Raw genomic sequence first — 19,502 nt, forward strand, 5'->3', positions numbered from 1 at the left:
CTTAAAAATTGATCTTAGTCCCAACACTAAAGGTTCTACCATAACCAAACCAAACACTAGCTCCTGCTGCTGTACCATCGCTATCCTGAGCATCAGAAATATATTCGGTATCGAATACATTATTTACTCTTCCGGTAATAGTAGCATCAAGCGAACCAATTTTAAAGCTGTGTCTTAACGCAGCATCAAATAGGCTATAACTTGGAAGTTCCCATGGGTCTAATGCATCTGCCTCATTTCTATCACTAGGATCGAAATCTGCATATAATCTGTCGTAGTAGTTATAATCTAAAGTAAGTGTTGTTTTAGATAAGAATTTGTATTGAACGCCCAGAGCAGATGTGGTTTGTGCAGCATCAGCAACAGGAATTTTTTCGATAAAAATATCTACGGTCGATACAACATCCTGATCTTCGTTGATAATATCAACATCAGTAATGTTTTCTTGCCATTTCCAATCTCCAACAGAAACCATTCCTGTAAAGGTTAGAAAATCAAATGGTTTGTATTTAAAATCAAATTCTACACCTTGGTGCAATGCATTTACTCCTAATAAGTTTGCAAAAGCTTGTGAGCCATCAGGCTGTTGGAACCTAACTACCTCTGTTCTATCATTCCACTCGGTTCTATATACATTAATGTTTGCAGAGAATTTTTCGGTTCTAACACCATATCCTAGTTCTGCACTAAAAATCTTTTGATTTTCTGCATCATCATTAACTTCATCATTGTCAAATGTTGGCCATACAGATCTGAAATCAGGAGCACGCTCGAAGTATCCTATGTTAGCAAAAACATTTTGATAACTATCAAAATTATAATTAACTCCTCCTTTTACACTGTACCCCGTAAAATCAACACGATCTGTTTCTTGTGTTGGGTCACTGTCTAATTTATTAAAAAAGTCTACTCTCTTGTACGAAGTATTTGATCCTGCTAGAGATAAGAAAGCAGATAAGTTATCTTTAGAATATTCTAATTGAGTAAATAATCCAGCCCAATCTACGATACCATCGTTGTTGAAATTAATTTTATCACCTACTTGGGCCGCATTGTTTGGATTGTTTACATCATCATCACTTAAGAAAAATTGTCCTCCTAATAGATCTGTAACTTCCTGAAAGTGTCTTCCTCTATAGTGTCTTAAATCTACACCACCTAATAATGTTAAACTCTCTGTTAGGTCTGTTTTTAAGGTAGATAACAATCCGTACCATGTATGGTCATTTCTTGATGCTCTTAATATAGCCGAAGATCCATTAGCGCCATTGGCAATATTTTCATCAACAATTCTGTCTATATCTACTGGGCCAAAGCTTCCTCTTCTATAACTAACACCATTAAAATTACCGGTTAGTTTATCTCTGTCGTCACCAGCAGTTCCACCACCACCACCGGTACCAGTAGAAAAGTAGGCTACATTAGATAATGAGGTTTTGTCAGAAATATCCCAATAGTGGTTCAATGACATTTGTGGTTTATGATAAAAGTTATCCTCGATATGTGTAACTTCTCCATTCTTGTATCCCCAATCCGGGTTATACTTTCTACCGCTTTCACTATCTCTATAATCCTGGATAGCACTTCTTGATTGTCTTTGTCCATGTCTTTGTTTAGCACCAAAAACAGTAAAAGCCAAAGTATGTCTGTCGTTAATTTCTTTAGAAATGTTTGCAAAATATGAAACAGAATTAAATTCAGTCCCATCTACATACCCATTACCAAAAGTTCGTGATGCTAATACTGTAGCTGCAAATCCATTATCCATTAATCCGGTTGATAATTTGAAACCATATTTTTGATATCCGTCATTAGCGATAGACATTCTTACGTTTCCACCTTTTTCAACGTCAGTTGTTTTAGTAATAACGTTGATAGTACCTCCAATAGACGGCACTGCTACTTTTGAAGCTCCAAGACCTCTTTGTACCTGCATAGAACTTGTAACATCAGATAGTCCTGCCCAGTTACTCCAGAACACTCTTCCGTTTTCCATATCATTTACAGGAATACCGTTTATCATTACAGCAACATTCTGCGAATCAAAACCTCTTATTCTTGTTTCGGCATCTCCAAATCCACCACCCGCTTTGGTAGCATATACACCCGGTGTAGATTTTAGAACCTCAGGAAATTCTTGTGTTCCTAATTTCAATTCAATATCATCTGCTTTAATTGTAGAAACAGCTACAGGTGTTTTTCTGTCTACTGCTACAGAAGCTACGATCATAACTTCTTCTAATCCTACAGAACCAGAACCTAACATAATAGTTCCTAAATCTTTCGTCGAAGCAGAGTATGTTATTTCCTTATTTCCAAAACCAACATAAGAAATGACAAGTATTCCATTATCACTTGTTGTTGCTACTTCGAACATCCCATCAAAATCTGTTAAAGACCCGTTTGATGTTCCTTTTTCGATAACATTGGCTCCCGGTAAAGGTACACCTTGATTATCAACTACTTTTCCCTTAATTGAGTTCGTTGCCGCCTCTTGACCATGGGTTTTCCCTACCAAGATCAAAAGTATAGCAACAAACAAAAGTTTGATGTTTTTCATTCTAAGCTAATTGAGTTAATTAAAAATCCGTGCAAAAGAACGACACTTTAAAGGATCTAACATTAAATTAACGTTAAGAGTTTTAACAAAAAATTATGAGGAAAATACCTATTAACCCTTTAATATGTTAATATTGAGTTAATTAGAAGGTTTTGACGTTGTTGATAAAAAAATTGAAGATTTTTTGAATACTTCAAACAGCGTAACAAGAAGAAAAAAAAGTAGTCAAAAGATTAACAATATGTACTATAAAGGTGGGAGAATTGATTTCAAGATTGCAGGATCAAACCTCTGATTAATACTACAAATGTTTCCCTCGATTATAGAAAATCGAGGGAAGTTTTATGTAATTTGGATTAATTTAAATATCGTTTTAAAAGTGCTTGAGTCGAAGAATCGTGATCAGACACTTGAGTCGTATTAATTTCTGATAAAATTTTTGTGGCCAATTGTTTGCCTAATTCTACTCCCCATTGATCATAACTAAAGATATTCCAAACTATACCTTGTACAAAAATACGCTGTTCATACATTGATACTAATGCTCCCAAACTCTTAGGGGTAAGTTTATCAATAAGAAGCGTTGTTGTGGGTTTGTTACCATCAAAGATTTTAAAAGGAGTAAGTTGCTTTAATTTTTCTTCTGAAAGGTTTTTTGATTTTAGTTCATCAAGAACTTCAGCTTCTGTCTTTCCGTTCATTAATGCTTCTGTTTGCGCAAAGAAATTAGCCATTAACTTATCCTGATGATCTTGATCTTCGAATAAAGAATGTTTAAAACCAATAAATTCTGCCGGAATCAGTTTGGTTCCCTGATGAATTAACTGAAAGAAAGCATGTTGTGCATTCGTACCAGGTTCTCCCCATATAATAGTACCGGTTTGATAGTCTACAGGATCGCCATTACGATCTACGCTTTTTCCATTACTTTCCATAATTCCCTGTTGCAAATACGCAGGTAATCTATGTAGATACTGAGAGTAGGGTATAATAGCTTCGCTTTCGGCATTAAAGAAATTGTTATACCATATGCTTAGCATTCCTAAAATGACGGGTATGTTTTCTTCAAAAGCAGTGTTTTTGAAATGCTCATCCATTTCGTGTGCTCCTTCTAGTAAGGTTTCGAAGTTTTCATACCCTACAGAAAGGCTAATAGACAATCCTACGGCACTCCATAACGAGAAACGACCACCGACCCAATCCCATAGTGGGAATATGTTATCTTCGGCAATACCAAAATTGGTGACATTAGGGATGTTACTCGATACCGCCACAAAATGTTTACTTACAGCTTCTTTTGGGGCATGCTGTACAAACCAATTTCTGGCTGTGGTAGCATTAGATAGTGTTTCTTGGGTAGAAAATGTTTTAGAAACTACAACAAACAATGTAGTTTCTGGGTCTAAACCTTTTAAGTTTTGATGTACGTGATCTCCATCTACGTTAGAGATAAAATGCACATTAAGATGATTTTTATAGAATTCTAAGGATTCAGTAATCATTGCTGGACCAAGGTCTGATCCACCAATACCTATATTTACAATATCGGTAAACGCTTTACCGGTATGTCCTGTTAGGCTACCAGAGATAATCTGGTCGCTAAACCTTTTTATTTTTTCTTTTACAGCAGTAACTTCAGGAATTACATTTTTACCATCTACAGTAACGGTATGGTTTGATGGAGCCCTAAGGGCAGAGTGTAATACAGCTCGCTCTTCGGTTTCATTAATTATGCTTCCACCAAAATACTGTTGTATAGCTTCGTCTAGTTTTACTTCTTTAGCAAGATCAACTAACAATTTCTTAGTGGTTTCATCTATTCTATTTTTAGAATAATCCACATAAAAATCGTTCCATGAAATGGACAGTGTATTTGCTCTATTGGTATGTTTTGTAAATAGGTCTTTGAGATGTACGTCTTTAATATTCTCAAAGTGGGATTTTAATGCTTCCCAGGCTTTTGTGGTGGTGGGGTTAATAGCTGGTAATGTCATGGTTATAAAATAGTTTCTTGTGGTTTAAATGGGATACTGTCTAATTCGGTTTTTATAGGTTCTATATATTTATAAAACTTGGGTCTAAGACTATCCGACAGAGGTTTTGAGGCTGGAAGATCTTGTTTAAATGGATCAACTTCTCTTCCGTTTTTCCAGAATCTATAGCACACATGGGGGCCCGCGGTATTACCGGTCATACCGATGTAGCCAATGACATCTCCTTGTTTTACAAACTGCCCTACTTTTACAGCCTGTCTGCTCATGTGCAGGTATTGGGTGTCATAGGTCGCATTATGTCGTATTTTTACATATTTACCATTACCTCCTCTACGTTCTGATTTTGTTACAATACCATCTGCAGTAGCTAAAATAGGAGTGCCTATGGGTGCAGCGAAGTCGGTTCCTCTATGCGGTCTTATTTTGTTGCCATAATATTTGATTCTACGTCTAAGATTATATCTCGAAGAAATCCTACTGAATTTGACAGGAGCCGTAAGAAATGCTCTACGCAAGTTATTGGCTTCTTCATCAAAATAGTCTATAGACCCATGTATAGAATCATCAACAAATCTAAATGCATAAATAGGTTTGCCTACATGCTCAAAATAGGTTGCTTTAATCTGATCAATTCCTGCCGGAATAGTGTCATCGATAAACTTTTCGGTATAGACTACTTTAAATCGATCTCCTGCCTGAAGTCTTGTAAAATCTATAGTCCAGGCGTAAATATCTGCCATGTTGTAGGCGACCAGAAAATTAAGATCTAAATCATCAAATGTTTGCATTAAACTGCTATTGATGATTCCAGAAGCAGTTTTTTCAACTAATTTTACTGGTTTTTTTCTTTTTTGCGCAATAATACTATCTCTAAAATCAATTACGGTATAGTCTATCTTGTTATTTTGATATACGAATACCTGCGCTTTTTCTGTAGTATCTTTGGATTTAAGAAGCATGTATGGCTTACCTGCCATAATCCTGGCAACATTAAAGGTGTCTTTAATTTTAGTAGTGATCTCAAAGACTCGAGATCTGCTTATCCCATGAGTATCCATAATGGCGCCAAAACTGTCTCCTGGTTTTATGGTGTCTTTGACTACATTAAAATGATCGAGAATGTACCCAAATTCTTTAACTACAGGAGGTGCTTTTTCTTCCTTAATATTTTCGGGAATAATTACCTTTGCTTCTTTTTTTTCCTTTTGACATGAAAATGCTACTACTGCTATAAGTAGCATGTAACTTATTTGCTTCAACTGACGACTATTTTATTTTCTGGCATTAAATTGATGAGTAACCCATTGCTGACCCCAGTTTTCTTTTTCTTCTTCACTCCAAAGATTAGGAAAAAACATAATCCTTTGAAAACTAGGGGGTAGAAATTTTTTCCAATTCGTACCTCCAGTGGCTAAAACTTCACCCTTTTCTTTATTGAGATACCTATAGGCAGCACCCATATGCATTAATAACCAATTAATATTCACATTGGTGTCAAAAGTACGTAATGCTTCGATAAGGTGCACATTATTTTGCTCTTTTTCTGGTAACTCAAGATATTTATGGAAAATTGTACTATTCTTGACTTGATTCGCAATACGCATCATCCTTGGTGTATAGCGATACTCGAATTGTTTGAGGGTAAGTGTTTTTTCTCCGGTTTCTCGATCGGTAGCACCAGATTTCCAATATAAATGCTCAAATACTTCTTCAAGGGAATCCTGTTCAGAAAACTGCCCCTTTTCTTTAGGATTAACAAGGTGTGCCAAAGGAGTAGCATAAATTTCTATAAGCCGAAATTGCACGGATTGAAATCCACTTGCAGGAAGAAGAGACATCCTGTATTTTAAGAATTGGTCTCTATCCATTCCTTTGATCATGACATCAAAAGAATTAATCAACACCCTAAAATAACGATTAACACGATCTAGTTTTGCAGTAAAAAATTTGGCTGTTTGTAGTTTATCATCAATAATTTGCTTTAGCTCATGTATGATGAGTTTAAAATACAACTCTGTGATCTGATGATAGGTTATAAAAATCTCTTCATCAGGAAAATGAGTTCTTGGTATTTGTAAACTAAGTAAGGTATCTAAGTGAATATAATCCCAATACGTGAGATATTTATCATGAAGTAGACCATCTAAGTATGATCCTAGATCTTGGCCCGAATTTTTGAATTTTCTTTCTAATTGCTGTATTTTTTCAGCAATTTCAGGTTTAATAGGTTGGTTCATTTAATCTACTAGAATTTTAAAAGGATGCTTAAGGCCCTTAAATGCATCTAAATCTGCTTTAATAGAGCCTACTAATATATCGGCTTTTATTCGTACTGGCATACGGTTGTCGTCATCACTAACCCAAACCGTCATACTTTCTTCTTCTTTAAAGATTCTATCTGCCATCACATATGGCCTAAATTTTAAACATGCAATTTTACCCATTTTAGTTCTAATAACCTCTCGACCTAGAAATTTTAACTTAAAAGGATAATTTTCATTGTCAAAAAACATATTTACAAATTGTTCATCTCCTTTCTTTAATGAAGATGTTTCAATGCTATTACGCAGGTAGTAGAAAGAAGACATCATGTCTTGTACACCAGGCTTGATTTGAAATTTATTTTTTGTATTGTATTTTTTATTGAAGACTAAAGCTTCACTTTTTTGATGATCAAAGTTAATTTCTATGTCTTTGGTATGACCTCCTTCATTTATTTTACGAATAAATCGATAAGGCCTTACTTCATTTTTATCTATATAGGTTTCATAGTAATCTTCAACCTTAAAAAACAAACTTAAAATCCCAGAGGATTTTCCTGTTCCAATTACATGATGAACAGGGATATCATTTATGGTATCGTCTTTAACTTCTAATGTTGCATAGCTTGCTGTAAACATGCCGTAGTGTATTCTAAATCTAAACCACTCTCCAGCATCAAATGCTTTGTGATTTTCTTGAGCAGAAACAGTAATCGATATGATTGATAAAAGCAATATTGAAATAAACTTTCTCATAATTTAGGGCTTTGCTTATAATAGATAAACATATAATTTTCTATATAATTACAATTTCTATTCCAAAAGTACTATTTAATGTAAAGAGATAAAAATGAAAGTGTTATCAAAATATTAAAATATAAACAAAAAAGAGAGCCACCACAGCTCTCTTTTTTACTTTTATTAACCAACTAAAAACTTAAATTATGAGAATAATTATTGTTTTAGATATAAGCAGTAACCACTCCGCTTATACGGGCAAATATCAACTTTTTTTGAATAATTATCAACCGAAAACGTTTTTTTATTATGAATTTTAACAAAAACTTGTGTAAATAATCATAATATTTCAATTTATATAAGATATTAACATTCTGGTTCAGAATCTTTAAAAGTCGAAATTATTTTCTTTTTAAAGGGTTCCTCGCTGTTCTTGTTCTCGTTCGATAGCTTCAAATAATGCTTTAAAATTACCTTTTCCGAAGGATTGTGCTCCTTTACGTTGTATGATTTCAAAAAACATGGTTGGGCGATCCAGAACGGGTTTAGTAAAAATCTGAAGAAGATACCCTTCGTCATCACGATCAATTAAGATTCCTAATTCTTTAAGCGGAGCAAGATCTTCATCAATTTCTCCAACGCGGTCCAAAACGGTCTCATAATAACTAGCAGGAACGGTAAGAAAATCTACTCCTCGATTTTGAAGTTGAGAAACGGTTTCGATTATATTATCTGTTGATAATGCCATATGTTGTACTCCGGCACCATTATAGAAATCAATATATTCTTCAATCTGGGATTTTTTTCTTCCTTCGGCCGGCTCGTTTATAGGAAATTTAATACGACCATTACCATTACTCATTACCTTACTCATCAAAGCTGTATATTCTGTCGAAATGTCTTTATCGTCAAAAGATACTAATTGTGCAAACCCCATAACTTTGGCGTAAAACTCACACCATTTGTTCATTTCATTCCACCCTACATTCCCTACCATATGGTCTATAAACTTTAAACCTGTATCTTCTGTTTTGTAGGGTTTATTCCAAGGCATATAACCTGGTAAGAATACTCCGTTATAATTTTTTCGTTCAACAAAAATGTGGACCGTTTCTCCATAAGTGTGGATTCCAGAAAATACGACACTTCCGTCTTTATCTTCTTCGGTTTTTGGTTTCATATATGATTCTGCACCACGTTTTATGGTTTCTTCGTAACTTTTGGTGGCATCATCCACCCATAATGCAACTACTTTTACACCATCTCCGTGAGCATTGATATGTTTATTAATGTCACCGTCGGGTTGAAGAGGAGAGGTAAGTACTAGTCTGATTTTATCTTGTTGAAGTACATAAGAAACACTATCCTTACGGCCTGTTTCTAACCCTGCATAAGCAATAGGTTGAAATCCCCATGCGGTTTGATAATAATACGCTGCTTGTTTGGCATTGCCTACATAGAGTTCTACATAATCGGTTCCTAACAGAGGTAAAAAATCTTCTGCTTGTGGAACTACTTTTTCTAAATCCTGAGGTGTTATATTGGCTGACATATTTTTTTAAATTAGTTAATGTATTAATTAGAAAATGAGAAAATAAAAACTGCTTTTAGTGTATTGCTAAAAGAATGATCATTACGTATCGGCGTTACCACATAGCTCTTAGATGTGCGGTAATATCTTTTCTGTAATTAAGCATTATCTATAAATTAATTTCTAATCTTCTCGTTCGCACATTTTGCAATTGACTATTCTAACCAAGATTTATGATAATCGTCATCGGCTATTTTCATAGCTTCTTCGGTAACCATAAGAGGTTTAAAAGTATCCACCATAACAGCGAGTTCATCGGTTTTGGTTTTACCAATACTTCTTTCTGTCGCTCCAGGATGCGGCCCGTGGGGTATTCCTGCGGGATGCAATGAAATATGACCTGCATCAATATCATTTCTACTCATAAAATCCCCATCAACATAGTACAGCACTTCGTCGCTATCAATATTGCTATGATTATAAGGTGCCGGAATAGCCTCGGGATGATAGTCATACAATCTGGGTACAAATGAACAAACCACAAAAGCATCGGTCTCAAAAGTTTGATGTACTGGAGGGGGTTGGTGTACTCTTCCGGTTATAGGTTCAAAATCATGTATCGAAAATGCATATGGAAAATTAAATCCATCGTAACCTACCACATCAAATGGATGAGTGGCATAGATCATATCGAATATTTCGCCTTGCTTTTTCACCTTAATCAAGAAATCTCCTTTTTCATCATTGGTTTCTAGTTCATATGGGGCTCTAAGATCGCGTTCACAAAATGGAGAATGCTCTAAGAGTTGCCCAAACCAATTACGATATCTTTTGGGTGTATATATTGGTCTTCTTGATTCTACAATAAATAAACGATTATCTTTAGTATCAAAATCAAGCTTGTAGATGGTTCCTCTTGGGATTAAGATATAATCACCGTATTTAAAATCCAGATTTCCTAAATGGCTTCTAAATTTTCCGCTACCACGATGAACAAAAATTAATTCATCGGCATCGGTGTTTTTATAAAAATAATCGGATGTTGATTCTTGTGGAGAAGATAAAATAATACTTACATCACTATTGGTAAGTACATTTTTTCTACTTTCTAAGTAGTCTTTTTCGGGAGCAACTTTAAAACCATGAAAGCGATAGGACTTAATGTTATTTTCTATTGCAATTTTTGGAGCTACATTGTAGTTTCCTTTGATTTCTTTTACCTGTGTAGGCCTTTGGCAATGATACATGTTAGTAGACATACCATCAAAGCCAATAGTGCCAAATAATTGTTCATAGTAAAGACTGCCATCTGGTTTTTTAAAGATGGTATGGCGTTTAGGTGGTATTTTCCCCAGAGTGTGATAAAAAGGCATGATGTTGTAAAATTTGATAATAAATGATTATTTCTTCAAAACTATTATGAAAGATAATCTGCCTTATTCGGGATTACGTTTGATAAGGTAATGTAATAGTAATAATAAATCGTGCCAAAACAAGCTCATAATACTACAAATATCGGAAATATTTCTATTAAAAAAGAGAAAAGTTGGGAGAGAAAAAGAATAAAGAACATTGATTCAGGAGTTTAAAAAACAAGAATCTTTGTCGTTTTATATTCGGCTTACATAAAGAAATTTAAAACCAAAAACCAACACTAAAGTACCAGATACCTTGATCTAACTCGGGTGAGAATGAATATTTAACCTGTACAGGGCCGGCAAAAGTCTCCAGACCATATCCAATTGCATATCCCGAAAACTCGGGGCTTTCGAACCATCTTCCGGTACTAAATAACTTATTACCCACATTCGCAAAATTTGCTGATGCATTAATGTGATTTTTTTTAAATATCTCATAATCAAAAGTCACTAATGCTTTTGCAAAGCTTCTTCCGGTAATTCCTAAAAAATCATATCCATAAAATGGGATAAAATTATTAATAGTTCTGGCTCCAAACCCCCCAAGAAGAAAATCCAGAGAATTAAGAGAAGCGTTTCCGATTTTGGTTCCTGCTTGTGCACTAAGATTTAACGATAGTTTATGTGATAGTGGCATTGCATAGCCTAATTGGGCTTTGGCGATAGAAAATTCATTAAATGTTTCTGTAAAATTAGACGAAAAAAGATAAGAATGAATATCTCCCTCGAATAATAACCCCTTCTTGGGGAAATATTTATTATCATAGGTGTCCAATTTAAAATATCCATAGGCACTCCAATAATCACTATCATCAAAAACAGTACCGGGAACCGCATTTTCATCTTGTCCAAAAGTCTCAGAGATAATTCTAAGTCTTTTATATTCGGCTCCTAATCCAACAGAAAAGGTTTGACTTAAGAGTGTTTCTGCATATACTTGGGCGTTTAAGTCGGTATAATCGACATCAATGGTATTAATATCAAGGTCTGGGATTTCTCCAAATTGTCCAATAAAATCAAAATCGATAGCTTTTGTAAAGTTGGTGTAGCTATATTTTAATCCAGTACTCCAATAAAAACCCTTATCTATATAATAATCCACATTATAGCGAATATTATCTCCAAGAGCTGCCTCTGCCGAAAGAACATCATTATTAAAGAACAAACTTTTTCTTGTAACATTTACCAAAGCAGCGGTTTGATACAAATTGTCATAATGTAATGCAAAACGCAATAACATTTTGTTGTCACTTTCTTTTACATTAAGTAGTAACTCTTTTCCTCCTTCTTTTTTATCTACTAATCGATGACTTACCCTATCAAAATTTCCTGTTGCAGATAGGTTATTAATACCCTCATTTAATTTTTCATAGGTGGTGACTCTTGGAACTTTAAGCTTTAATTTACCTCTGATATACGCCCTGGTATATCTATTATTACCAGTAATAACTAAACTATTGATGAATAGAGTTTCGGCATTTTTGACGAGTATAGATTTTGGTTTTGATGGTTTTTGACGGCTAGCCACTTTTTTTAGTTTTTCGTAATTTACTGAAGCTGCTTTTTCTCCACTAGCAATAATTTTATCAGCCTGATCAAATGACATTACCGAAAACTCCATTATTTGAGGTTTGATATGGATATCGGTTTCAGGAATCTTATCCTTCATCGCATTATATGTTCTAAAGTTGCTAATCTGTAGGAGAATATTATCTACAGAATTTAATTGATCTCCAGACATTAGGCTATCCTGCACATCGATTCCGATTACAATTTCGGCACCTTTATCTTTAATTTCTTTTACCGGAAAATTATTAGAAACCCCGCCATCTGTCATCAAAACTCCATTTAGCTCTACAGGGCTAAATATCGAGGGTAGTGCTCCACTAGCAGAAACAGCTTCAGGAAGATACCCTTTGTCCAACAGGACTTGTTTGCCCGTTTCAATATTTGTAGACATACAGAAGAATGGTATGGGCAGTTTGTCAAAATCATGAATGTGATTTACATGATCAGTATATCTCGAAAATTGATTATAAAAATTTTGCCCTTTTGATAATCCTTTGGGTAGTCCAATTTTAAACTTATCAAAAGGTAGGCTTACCGCATATTTTTCAGAATCATCACGTTCATAAAAAGTTTTGGCATCCCTTGGTATCTGATCTTGTATAAATGTATCAAAATCTACAGATCTAAAAATAGAATCAAGTTCTTGGGCTCTATACCCCGAAGCATACAACGCTCCTATAATTGCTCCCATACTTGTTCCGCCAATATAATCAATTCGTATACCCGCTTCTTCTATTACTTTTAAAGCACCGATATGTGCTAATCCTTTTGCGCCACCGCCACTTAATACTAGCCCTACTTTAACATCTTCTGTAGCCGGCGGATCGTCATGTGTTTCTGTATGTTCTTTTTCTTGTGATGATAGTAGTTGTGGCGCAAAGAATATAATCATAAGTAATACCTTGATCAAAAAAGTCTTTATGATGTAATTCATAGCTACAATTAATCTTTTTTAGAAAGATAATAATTAAATACTTTGGTTGCGCGCGAATCGCCCACTACTTGAGCTAACTCCTCTTTTGATGCTTCACGAATTCTTCTTACAGATCTGAAATTTTTTAATAACTCTATTACGGTTTTTTCACCAATTCCTGGGATAGAGTCAAGCTCTGTATCCAATGCCGATTTACTTCTTTTTTGCCTATGAAAAGTAATCCCAAATCTATGAGCTTCATTTCGCAGATGTTGTACTACTTTTAAGGTTTCGGATTTTTTATCCAAATATAATGGTATAGAGTCTCCAGGATAATAAATTTCTTCTAACCTTTTTGCAATACCGATAATTGTAATCTTGCCTCTTAATTTAAGATCATCCAAGGCTTTTAATCCTGATGAGAGTTGCCCTTTTCCACCATCAACAATAATAAGTTGGGGTAGCGGTTGTTCTTCATCCAATAAACGTTTATATCTTCTATAGACTACCTCTTCCATAGAAGCAAAGTCATTTGCACCTTCAACTGTTTTTATATTAAATTTTCTATATTCTTTCTTGCTGGGTTTCGCATTTTTAAAAACTACACATGCTGCTACGGGATTAGTTCCCTGGATATTAGAGTTATCAAAACACTCAATATGTCTGGGTTCTTCTGGTAATCGAAGATCTTTTTTCATTTGCGCCATCAAACGTTTTACATGTCGATCAGGATCAATAATCTTGATCTGTTTGAAGCGTTCTTGTCTATAATATTTTGCATTTCTCAGGGATAAGTCTACGATTTTCTTTTTATCACCTAGTTGCGGAATTGTAATCTTTAGTCCTTCGCCTACATTTACTTTAAAAGGAACGAATATTTCCTTTGATTTAGATCCGAAACGCTGACGTAGGTCAATAATAGCCAGCTCAAGAAGCTCTTTATCAGATTCTTCTAATTTCTTTTTAATTTCTGTAGTATGAGATCTTATAATAGCGCCATAGGATAGTTGTAAAAAATTGACGTAGCCATACGATTCATCGGATATGATTGAAAATACATCGACGTTGCTTATTTTGGGGTTAACAACGGTGGATTTAGCCTGATAATTTTCTAGAATTTCAATTTTTTCTTTAATACGCTGTGCATCTTCAAACTCCATTTTTTCTGCATGATCAGACATTTGTTTTCTAAAACGATTCAAAGAATCTTTAAAATTACCCTTTACAATTTGCCGAATGGCTTCTAGGTTTTCGTTGTATTCATTTTCTTCTTGCAATCCTTCACAAGGGCCTTTGCAATTACCTAAATGGTATTCGAGACAGACCTTATATTTGCCATTGTTTATTTTTTCTTGAGACAAATCATAAGTGCACGTTCTAAGTTGATATAACCCCTTGATTAAATCTAATAGAGTATGTACCGTCTTGAAATTTGTATAAGGGCCATAATATTCTGATCCATCTTTAATTAAGTTTCGAGTAGGAAAAACTCTAGGAAAACGCTCTTTTTTGATGCAAATCCAGGGATACGTTTTATCATCCTTTAGCATTACGTTAAATCTGGGTTGATGCTTTTTAATAAGATTATTTTCTAATAATAAAGCATCGGTTTCAGTTTCAACAACAATATGTCGTACTGCACAGATTTTTTTTACCAAAACCTTAGTCTTATAGTTGTCGTGACTTTTGGTAAAATAAGAAGCGACTCTTTTCTTTAGATTTTTGGCCTTACCTATATATAGTAATTTATCATCTTTGTCATAGTACTGATAAACTCCGGGGCTTGTTGGCAATGTTTTAATTTGTATGTCTAAAGAGGCTTGTTCCATATTCCAAAGGTAAAGTTAAGGGTTTACCTTAATTTGGGTATATATATAGGAGGTTTAAATTTTGTTAAATCTTAATGTTATGCTGTTGTTTGGTTAAAAAGAGGGTATAACATACAAGGCATTATGATTTTTCTTACTTTAGTAGTTCGAATATCAATATATTTTTTGGAAAAAGAAAAGAAAATAATTGGCAGAACTGATAAAGCAGATTTTCCTGTTTTAGAATTAAAGGATATCGACACCAAGATGGATACAGGAGTTTATGCGTCATCAATCCATTGTGTTGATATTAGAGAAACGGATCAAACCTTGCAGTGTAGTTTTCTGGATGCTACCCATCCAGAATACAATGGTAAAAAGTTTACATTCAAGAATTATGATATTTCTGCTGTAAAAAGTAATTCAGGAAAAGTAGAAGTAAGATATGCCATAAAAACTCAAATTATATTATTTGATCAAACGTATCCAATAACCCTTACATTATCTCCTCGCGATGATATGCGTTTTCCCGTATTACTTGGGCGTAAATTTTTAAGTGGAAAATTTTTAGTCGACCCTCAATCAGAAAACCAGTCGTATAATCAAAAGCCAGAATGAATATAAAAATATTGTCGCGAAGTGCGAGTTTGTATTCTACTAATGCGTTGGTTCAAGCCGCTGTAAAACGCAAACATAATGTACAGGTAATTGATCCATTGAATTGTGATATTGTAATCGAAAGACAAAAACCAGAGATATACTACCGTGGTAAAAAACTAGATCATGTAGATGCTGTGATTCCCAGGATTGGTGCCTCAACAACCTTTTATGGAACCGCTGTTGTAAGGCAATTTGAAATGATGAATGTATTTACAACACTTAAGTCGCAAGCACTCATACAATCCAGGGATAAGTTAAGAAGTTTACAAATACTGTCTAAGGCAGGGTTAGGGCTTCCAAAAACGGTTTTTACGAATTACTCTAAAGATGTCTCTGAGGTGATATCGCATGTCGGGGGAGCTCCATTAATTATTAAACTTCTAGAAGGAACTCAAGGATTAGGTGTAGTATTGGCAGAGACCAAAACCGCCGCAGAATCTGTATTAGAAGCTTTTAACGGATTACAAGCCAGGGTAATTGTACAAGAGTTTATTCGTGAAGCTAAAGGGTCGGATATAAGGGCTTTGGTTGTAGATGGTGAAGTAGTGGGAGCTATGAAAAGACAAGGAAAAGAAGGAGAGTTTAGATCTAACTTGCATAGAGGAGGCACGGCCAAAGTGATCCGCCTTAGTAGGCATGAAGAACAGGCAGCTATACTGGCTGCTAAAGCTTTAAAAATGGGAGTCGCTGGAGTGGATTTATTACAAAGTGATAGAGGGCCTCTTATTTTGGAAGTGAATTCTTCTCCAGGATTAGAAGGAATAGAAAGTGCTACTGGAAAAGATATCGCTAAAACCATCATACGTTATATAGAACGGAGTTTGTAATACATATGACAAAAATCAACGAAGATAATATCCTTAATATTCTAGGTAAAGAAGTTTTACCAGGGACAAGTACAACGATTAATTTTAATATTGCAAAGTTATATACTTCAACAAAGGTAGAAATACCAATAATTATAGAAAGATCCAAAATTCCCGGACCCACCGTACTTATTACCGCAGGTATTCATGGAGATGAAATCAATGGAGTCGAGGTAGTACGACAAATCATTGCCAAAAACATAAATAAACCTGAAAAAGGCAGTATTATTTGTATTCCTGTTCTAAATGTGTTTGGTTTTTTGAGTATGGATCGCTTTTTTCCGGATGGTAGAGATTTGAACAGGGTTTTTCCCGGGACTAAAAATGGTTCCCTGGCGAGCCGTTTTGCCCATCAATTTATAAATGAAATTCTTCCTGTAGCTGATTTTTGTTTAGATTTTCATACTGGTGGAGCGAGTAGGTTTAATGCTCCTCATATAAGAGTTGATCCTAAGAACGAAAGACTTGTGGGGTTAGCCAAGATTTTTAATGCACCTTTTATGCTTTTGTCTAAAAATCTAGATGGTTCCTATCGTGCAGCTTGTGCAAAGAAAGAAATCGACATCTTGTTGTTCGAAGGAGGAAAATCGCAAAATAGTAGTAAAGAAATTGCAGTAGAGGGAGTGCAGGGCACGATGCGTATCCTTAATTATTTGAATATGCTACACTCTGATTTTGTAACACCGATTCCGGATAGTAATAGTATTGTTATTAAAAAAAGTATGTGGATGCGTGCTCGATTTAGTGGACTATTACACATTAAAATTCCTGTTGGGAAGCATGTAAAAAAAGGTGAAATCTTAGCTACAATAACAGATCCTTATGGTAAGATGAGGCATGTGGTTAAAGCGAATAACGAGGGGTATATTATTAATGTAAATGAGTCTCCAATAGTGTATAAAGGTGATGCTATTTTTAGGATTACTAAAGAACTGGTAAATGAATAAGAAAGAACTTCGAGAAAAATATAAGAACCTCAGATCTGATTTAAGTGAAATTGAAATCGATAATTTAAGTATGGATATTGCGAATCAATCGCTTCAATTACCGATTTGGGAAAAATCATATTACCATATTTTTTTACCAATACAAAAACAAAAAGAGATCAACACCGAGTTTATTCTACACATACTACAAGGAAAAGATAAGAATGTCATTGTGCCAAAGAGTGATTTCAAAGAGAATTCTTTAGAGCATATTTTGCTTACCGATACCACAAAATTAGAAATAAATGCATGGGGAATTCCTGAGCCAACAGAAGGAATACCTATTCCCGAAGATAAAATCGAGGTGGTCTTTGTACCTCTTTTGGCATTTGATTTGCATGGGCATCGTGTGGGTTACGGAAAAGGATTTTATGACAAATTCCTAAGCAAATGTAGTTCAGAAACCATAAAAGTTGGACTTTCTCTTTTCTCTGGAGAAGAGAAGATCGAAGAAGTTTTACCCACAGATATACGTCTCGACCTTTGTGTCACGCCACTAGAAACGTATCATTTTAAGAATTAATTAACATTTCTTGCATTCAAGAATAGTTTATCCTATATTAGGTACTTATAATTCTTTACCCCTAAAAAATGCCCCAAAATATAGAGAGTGTTTGTATTATTGATGATGATAACATCTACATCAATTTAGTTAGCAAAATTATTGAACTAAAAAGATTATCAGAATCCATATTAGTCTTCAATAATGGCAAAGAAGCTTTAGATTTTTTTCAGGAATCTATACACAATGATACACAAGTAGAGGTCCCCCAGGTAATTTTTCTCGATATTAATATGCCTATAATGGACGGGTGGGAATTTCTAAGTGAATTTTCAAAAATCAGGAATGAAGTACGTGATACTATAGATCTCTATGTGGTAAGTTCTTCTATTAATTCAAAAGATATTGAACGGGCAAAATCGATCGATGTAGTATCGGATTATCTTGCGAAACCAATTAAGTTAAATGATTTTGTACGAGTACTAAGCTAAATCTGTCAATTCCTTTTTAGGAAATGCTTTCTTGTTAAAAATGATAAGTAAAAATACACCTACACTAATTGCAGAGTCGGCAATATTAAACACAGGGTCAAAGAAAGAAAAATGTTTTCCTCCAAAAAAGGGTATCCATTCTGGTAAAATATCATCATAAAACGTAAATTGAATCATATCGACCACCTTACCATAGAATAAGCTTTCGTATCCTCCATTATCAGGTAAAAAACTTGCTACATTGATATTAGTACTGGCGTCAAAAAGAACTCCATATAATATCGAATCAATAATGTTTCCAAATGCACCTGCAAAGATTAATGCAATGCAAAAGGTAAGTATCATTGGACTGTTTTTACGAACCGAATCATAAAGCCAATAACCAATTCCTGTTATAGCTACCAATCTAAACAGCGTAAGTACTAATTTCCCATAGCTCCCAGGAAGCTCAAAACCCCATGCCATTCCTTTGTTTTCTACAAATACAATTCTAAACCAACTAAAAACAGGAGCTTCTTCATGTAATGTGAAATGAGTTTTGATATAAATTTTAGTGATTTGATCAATCAATAAGACTAAAATTATAACTATAATGGATTTTTTTAAGGACATAAATTATTGGTTTGCATAGGTAATAAAAGCAACGACGGACAAAAATAGTATTTTATTTTGTTTTATAAACACTTATGTGACTTGCTTATAGAATTTTATATAGGGGGGATGGTATTTAGAGTCTTTAAAGAAATATAAAAAAAGACCTTACAGATGTTAACATCTGTAAGGTCTAGTATAATTTATAGACGATTGTTTACTTTACTTTTTAGCTCTGCATGTTTTTAGCTTCTATGCTTAGTGTTGCATGGGGAACCAATTTTAAACGTTCTGGGTTAATTAGTTTACCTGTTACACGACAAATACCATACGTTTTGTTTTCAATGCGCAGTAATGCATTCTTTAAATCACGTACAAATTTCTCCTGTCGAATAGCTAATTGCGTGTTTGCTTCTTTAGACATGGTTTCACTTCCTTCTTCAAAGGCTTTAAAGGTTGGAGAAGTATCATCTGTACCGTTATTTCCATCGTTCTTATACGAACTCTGAAGTAATTCCAAATCTTTTTGCGCTTTTTCCATTTTATCAACGATAATCTCTCTGAATTTTTCCAAATCAGCATCGCTATACCTTACTTTTACATCTTCTGCCATA

At 34.4% G+C, this 19,502-nt stretch carries 16 protein-coding genes; 5 read left to right on the forward strand and 11 right to left on the reverse strand.

Translation table 11 applies throughout. The features are described 5' to 3' along the window. Position 1: 1 nt before the first annotated feature. From ABW637_RS04330 to uvrC, 9 genes are all read right to left on the reverse strand, one after another. Positions 2-2,560 carry a TonB-dependent receptor gene (locus tag ABW637_RS04330; RefSeq protein WP_367583405.1) on the reverse strand — a complete coding sequence of 853 codons (2,559 nt, stop codon included), beginning with the start codon at positions 2,558-2,560 and terminating at the stop codon, positions 2-4. A gap of 356 nt (positions 2,561-2,916) precedes the next feature. After that, complete coding sequence (gene pgi, locus ABW637_RS04335) at positions 2,917-4,554, reverse strand: glucose-6-phosphate isomerase (RefSeq protein WP_367583406.1); 1,638 nt, start codon at positions 4,552-4,554, stop codon at positions 2,917-2,919. 2 nt (positions 4,555-4,556) lie between these two features. Continuing rightward, a complete protein-coding gene (locus tag ABW637_RS04340; protein ID WP_367583407.1) occupies positions 4,557-5,795 on the reverse strand; it encodes a peptidoglycan DD-metalloendopeptidase family protein in 1,239 nt (412 codons plus the stop codon). Positions 5,796-5,825: 30 nt separating this feature from the next. Then, positions 5,826-6,791, reverse strand: a complete 966-nt coding sequence (locus ABW637_RS04345; RefSeq protein WP_367583408.1) for a tryptophan 2,3-dioxygenase family protein — start codon at positions 6,789-6,791, stop codon at positions 5,826-5,828. Then, the gene (locus ABW637_RS04350; RefSeq protein WP_367583409.1) at positions 6,792-7,571 is read right to left on the reverse strand and encodes a DUF3108 domain-containing protein; all 780 of its coding nucleotides are present in this window, start codon (positions 7,569-7,571) and stop codon (positions 6,792-6,794) included. 394 nt (positions 7,572-7,965) lie between these two features. After that, on the reverse strand, positions 7,966-9,105 hold the full coding sequence (gene hppD / locus ABW637_RS04355; RefSeq protein WP_367583410.1) for a 4-hydroxyphenylpyruvate dioxygenase: 1,140 nt from the start codon (positions 9,103-9,105) through the stop codon (positions 7,966-7,968). Between the two features lie 194 nt (positions 9,106-9,299). Continuing rightward, positions 9,300-10,457 carry a homogentisate 1,2-dioxygenase gene (locus ABW637_RS04360; protein WP_367583411.1) on the reverse strand — a complete coding sequence of 386 codons (1,158 nt, stop codon included), beginning with the start codon at positions 10,455-10,457 and terminating at the stop codon, positions 9,300-9,302. A gap of 262 nt (positions 10,458-10,719) precedes the next feature. After that, positions 10,720-13,005, reverse strand: coding sequence for a patatin-like phospholipase family protein (locus ABW637_RS04365; protein ID WP_367583412.1), 2,286 nt, complete (start codon positions 13,003-13,005; stop codon positions 10,720-10,722). Positions 13,006-13,013: 8 nt separating this feature from the next. Then, the gene (gene uvrC, locus ABW637_RS04370) at positions 13,014-14,813 is read right to left on the reverse strand and encodes an excinuclease ABC subunit UvrC (protein ID WP_367583413.1); all 1,800 of its coding nucleotides are present in this window, start codon (positions 14,811-14,813) and stop codon (positions 13,014-13,016) included. Between the two features lie 165 nt (positions 14,814-14,978). Between uvrC and ABW637_RS04375 the strand changes: the two genes are divergently transcribed. From ABW637_RS04375 to ABW637_RS04395, 5 genes are all read left to right on the forward strand, one after another. Further along, positions 14,979-15,410 (forward strand): ATP-dependent zinc protease family protein, encoded by a 432-nt coding sequence (locus ABW637_RS04375; RefSeq protein ID WP_367583414.1) that lies wholly within the window; start codon positions 14,979-14,981, stop codon positions 15,408-15,410. After that, positions 15,407-16,279, forward strand: coding sequence for a 30S ribosomal protein S6--L-glutamate ligase (gene rimK, locus ABW637_RS04380; protein WP_367583415.1), 873 nt, complete (start codon positions 15,407-15,409; stop codon positions 16,277-16,279). The genes ABW637_RS04375 and rimK overlap by 4 nt, the downstream gene beginning before the upstream one ends. A gap of 5 nt (positions 16,280-16,284) precedes the next feature. Further along, complete coding sequence (locus ABW637_RS04385) at positions 16,285-17,265, forward strand: succinylglutamate desuccinylase/aspartoacylase family protein (RefSeq protein ID WP_367583416.1); 981 nt, start codon at positions 16,285-16,287, stop codon at positions 17,263-17,265. Then, a complete protein-coding gene (locus tag ABW637_RS04390; RefSeq protein WP_367583417.1) occupies positions 17,258-17,827 on the forward strand; it encodes a 5-formyltetrahydrofolate cyclo-ligase in 570 nt (189 codons plus the stop codon). The genes ABW637_RS04385 and ABW637_RS04390 overlap by 8 nt, the downstream gene beginning before the upstream one ends. A 68-nt stretch (positions 17,828-17,895) precedes the next feature. Beyond that, complete coding sequence (locus ABW637_RS04395) at positions 17,896-18,297, forward strand: response regulator (protein WP_367583418.1); 402 nt, start codon at positions 17,896-17,898, stop codon at positions 18,295-18,297. Here ABW637_RS04395 and ABW637_RS04400 read toward each other — a convergent pair. Together ABW637_RS04400 and ABW637_RS04405 are read right to left on the reverse strand one after the other, a co-directional pair. Then, on the reverse strand, positions 18,289-18,909 hold the full coding sequence (locus tag ABW637_RS04400; RefSeq protein WP_367583419.1) for a lipoprotein signal peptidase: 621 nt from the start codon (positions 18,907-18,909) through the stop codon (positions 18,289-18,291). The two genes, ABW637_RS04395 and ABW637_RS04400, sit on opposite strands and share 9 nt — an antisense overlap. Positions 18,910-19,117: 208 nt before the next feature. After that, positions 19,118-19,501, reverse strand: coding sequence for a TraR/DksA family transcriptional regulator (locus tag ABW637_RS04405; RefSeq protein WP_367583420.1), 384 nt, complete (start codon positions 19,499-19,501; stop codon positions 19,118-19,120). Position 19,502: the final 1 nt, after the last annotated feature.

The sequence above is a fragment of the Aquimarina penaris genome (assembly GCF_040786285.1).
Lineage (GTDB): Bacteria > Bacteroidota > Bacteroidia > Flavobacteriales > Flavobacteriaceae > Aquimarina.

Excerpts from the sequence above, each read along its gene's own strand:
- ABW637_RS04330 (WP_367583405.1), bottom strand. The coding sequence starts at position 2,560 with ATGAAAAACATCAAACTTTTGTTTGTTGCTATACTTTTGATCTTGGTA.
- pgi (WP_367583406.1), bottom strand. The coding sequence starts at position 4,554 with ATGACATTACCAGCTATTAACCCCACCACCACAAAAGCCTGGGAAGCA.
- ABW637_RS04340 (WP_367583407.1), bottom strand. The coding sequence starts at position 5,795 with ATGCTACTTATAGCAGTAGTAGCATTTTCATGTCAAAAGGAAAAAAAA.
- ABW637_RS04345 (WP_367583408.1), bottom strand. The coding sequence starts at position 6,791 with ATGAACCAACCTATTAAACCTGAAATTGCTGAAAAAATACAGCAATTA.
- ABW637_RS04350 (WP_367583409.1), bottom strand. The coding sequence starts at position 7,571 with ATGAGAAAGTTTATTTCAATATTGCTTTTATCAATCATATCGATTACT.
- hppD (WP_367583410.1), bottom strand. The coding sequence starts at position 9,105 with ATGTCAGCCAATATAACACCTCAGGATTTAGAAAAAGTAGTTCCACAA.
- ABW637_RS04360 (WP_367583411.1), bottom strand. The coding sequence starts at position 10,457 with ATGCCTTTTTATCACACTCTGGGGAAAATACCACCTAAACGCCATACC.
- ABW637_RS04365 (WP_367583412.1), bottom strand. The coding sequence starts at position 13,005 with ATGAATTACATCATAAAGACTTTTTTGATCAAGGTATTACTTATGATT.
- uvrC (WP_367583413.1), bottom strand. The coding sequence starts at position 14,813 with ATGGAACAAGCCTCTTTAGACATACAAATTAAAACATTGCCAACAAGC.
- rimK (WP_367583415.1), top strand. The coding sequence starts at position 15,407 with ATGAATATAAAAATATTGTCGCGAAGTGCGAGTTTGTATTCTACTAAT.
- ABW637_RS04385 (WP_367583416.1), top strand. The coding sequence starts at position 16,285 with ATGACAAAAATCAACGAAGATAATATCCTTAATATTCTAGGTAAAGAA.
- ABW637_RS04390 (WP_367583417.1), top strand. The coding sequence starts at position 17,258 with ATGAATAAGAAAGAACTTCGAGAAAAATATAAGAACCTCAGATCTGAT.
- ABW637_RS04395 (WP_367583418.1), top strand. The coding sequence starts at position 17,896 with ATGCCCCAAAATATAGAGAGTGTTTGTATTATTGATGATGATAACATC.
- ABW637_RS04400 (WP_367583419.1), bottom strand. The coding sequence starts at position 18,909 with ATGTCCTTAAAAAAATCCATTATAGTTATAATTTTAGTCTTATTGATT.
- ABW637_RS04405 (WP_367583420.1), bottom strand. The coding sequence starts at position 19,501 with ATGGCAGAAGATGTAAAAGTAAGGTATAGCGATGCTGATTTGGAAAAA.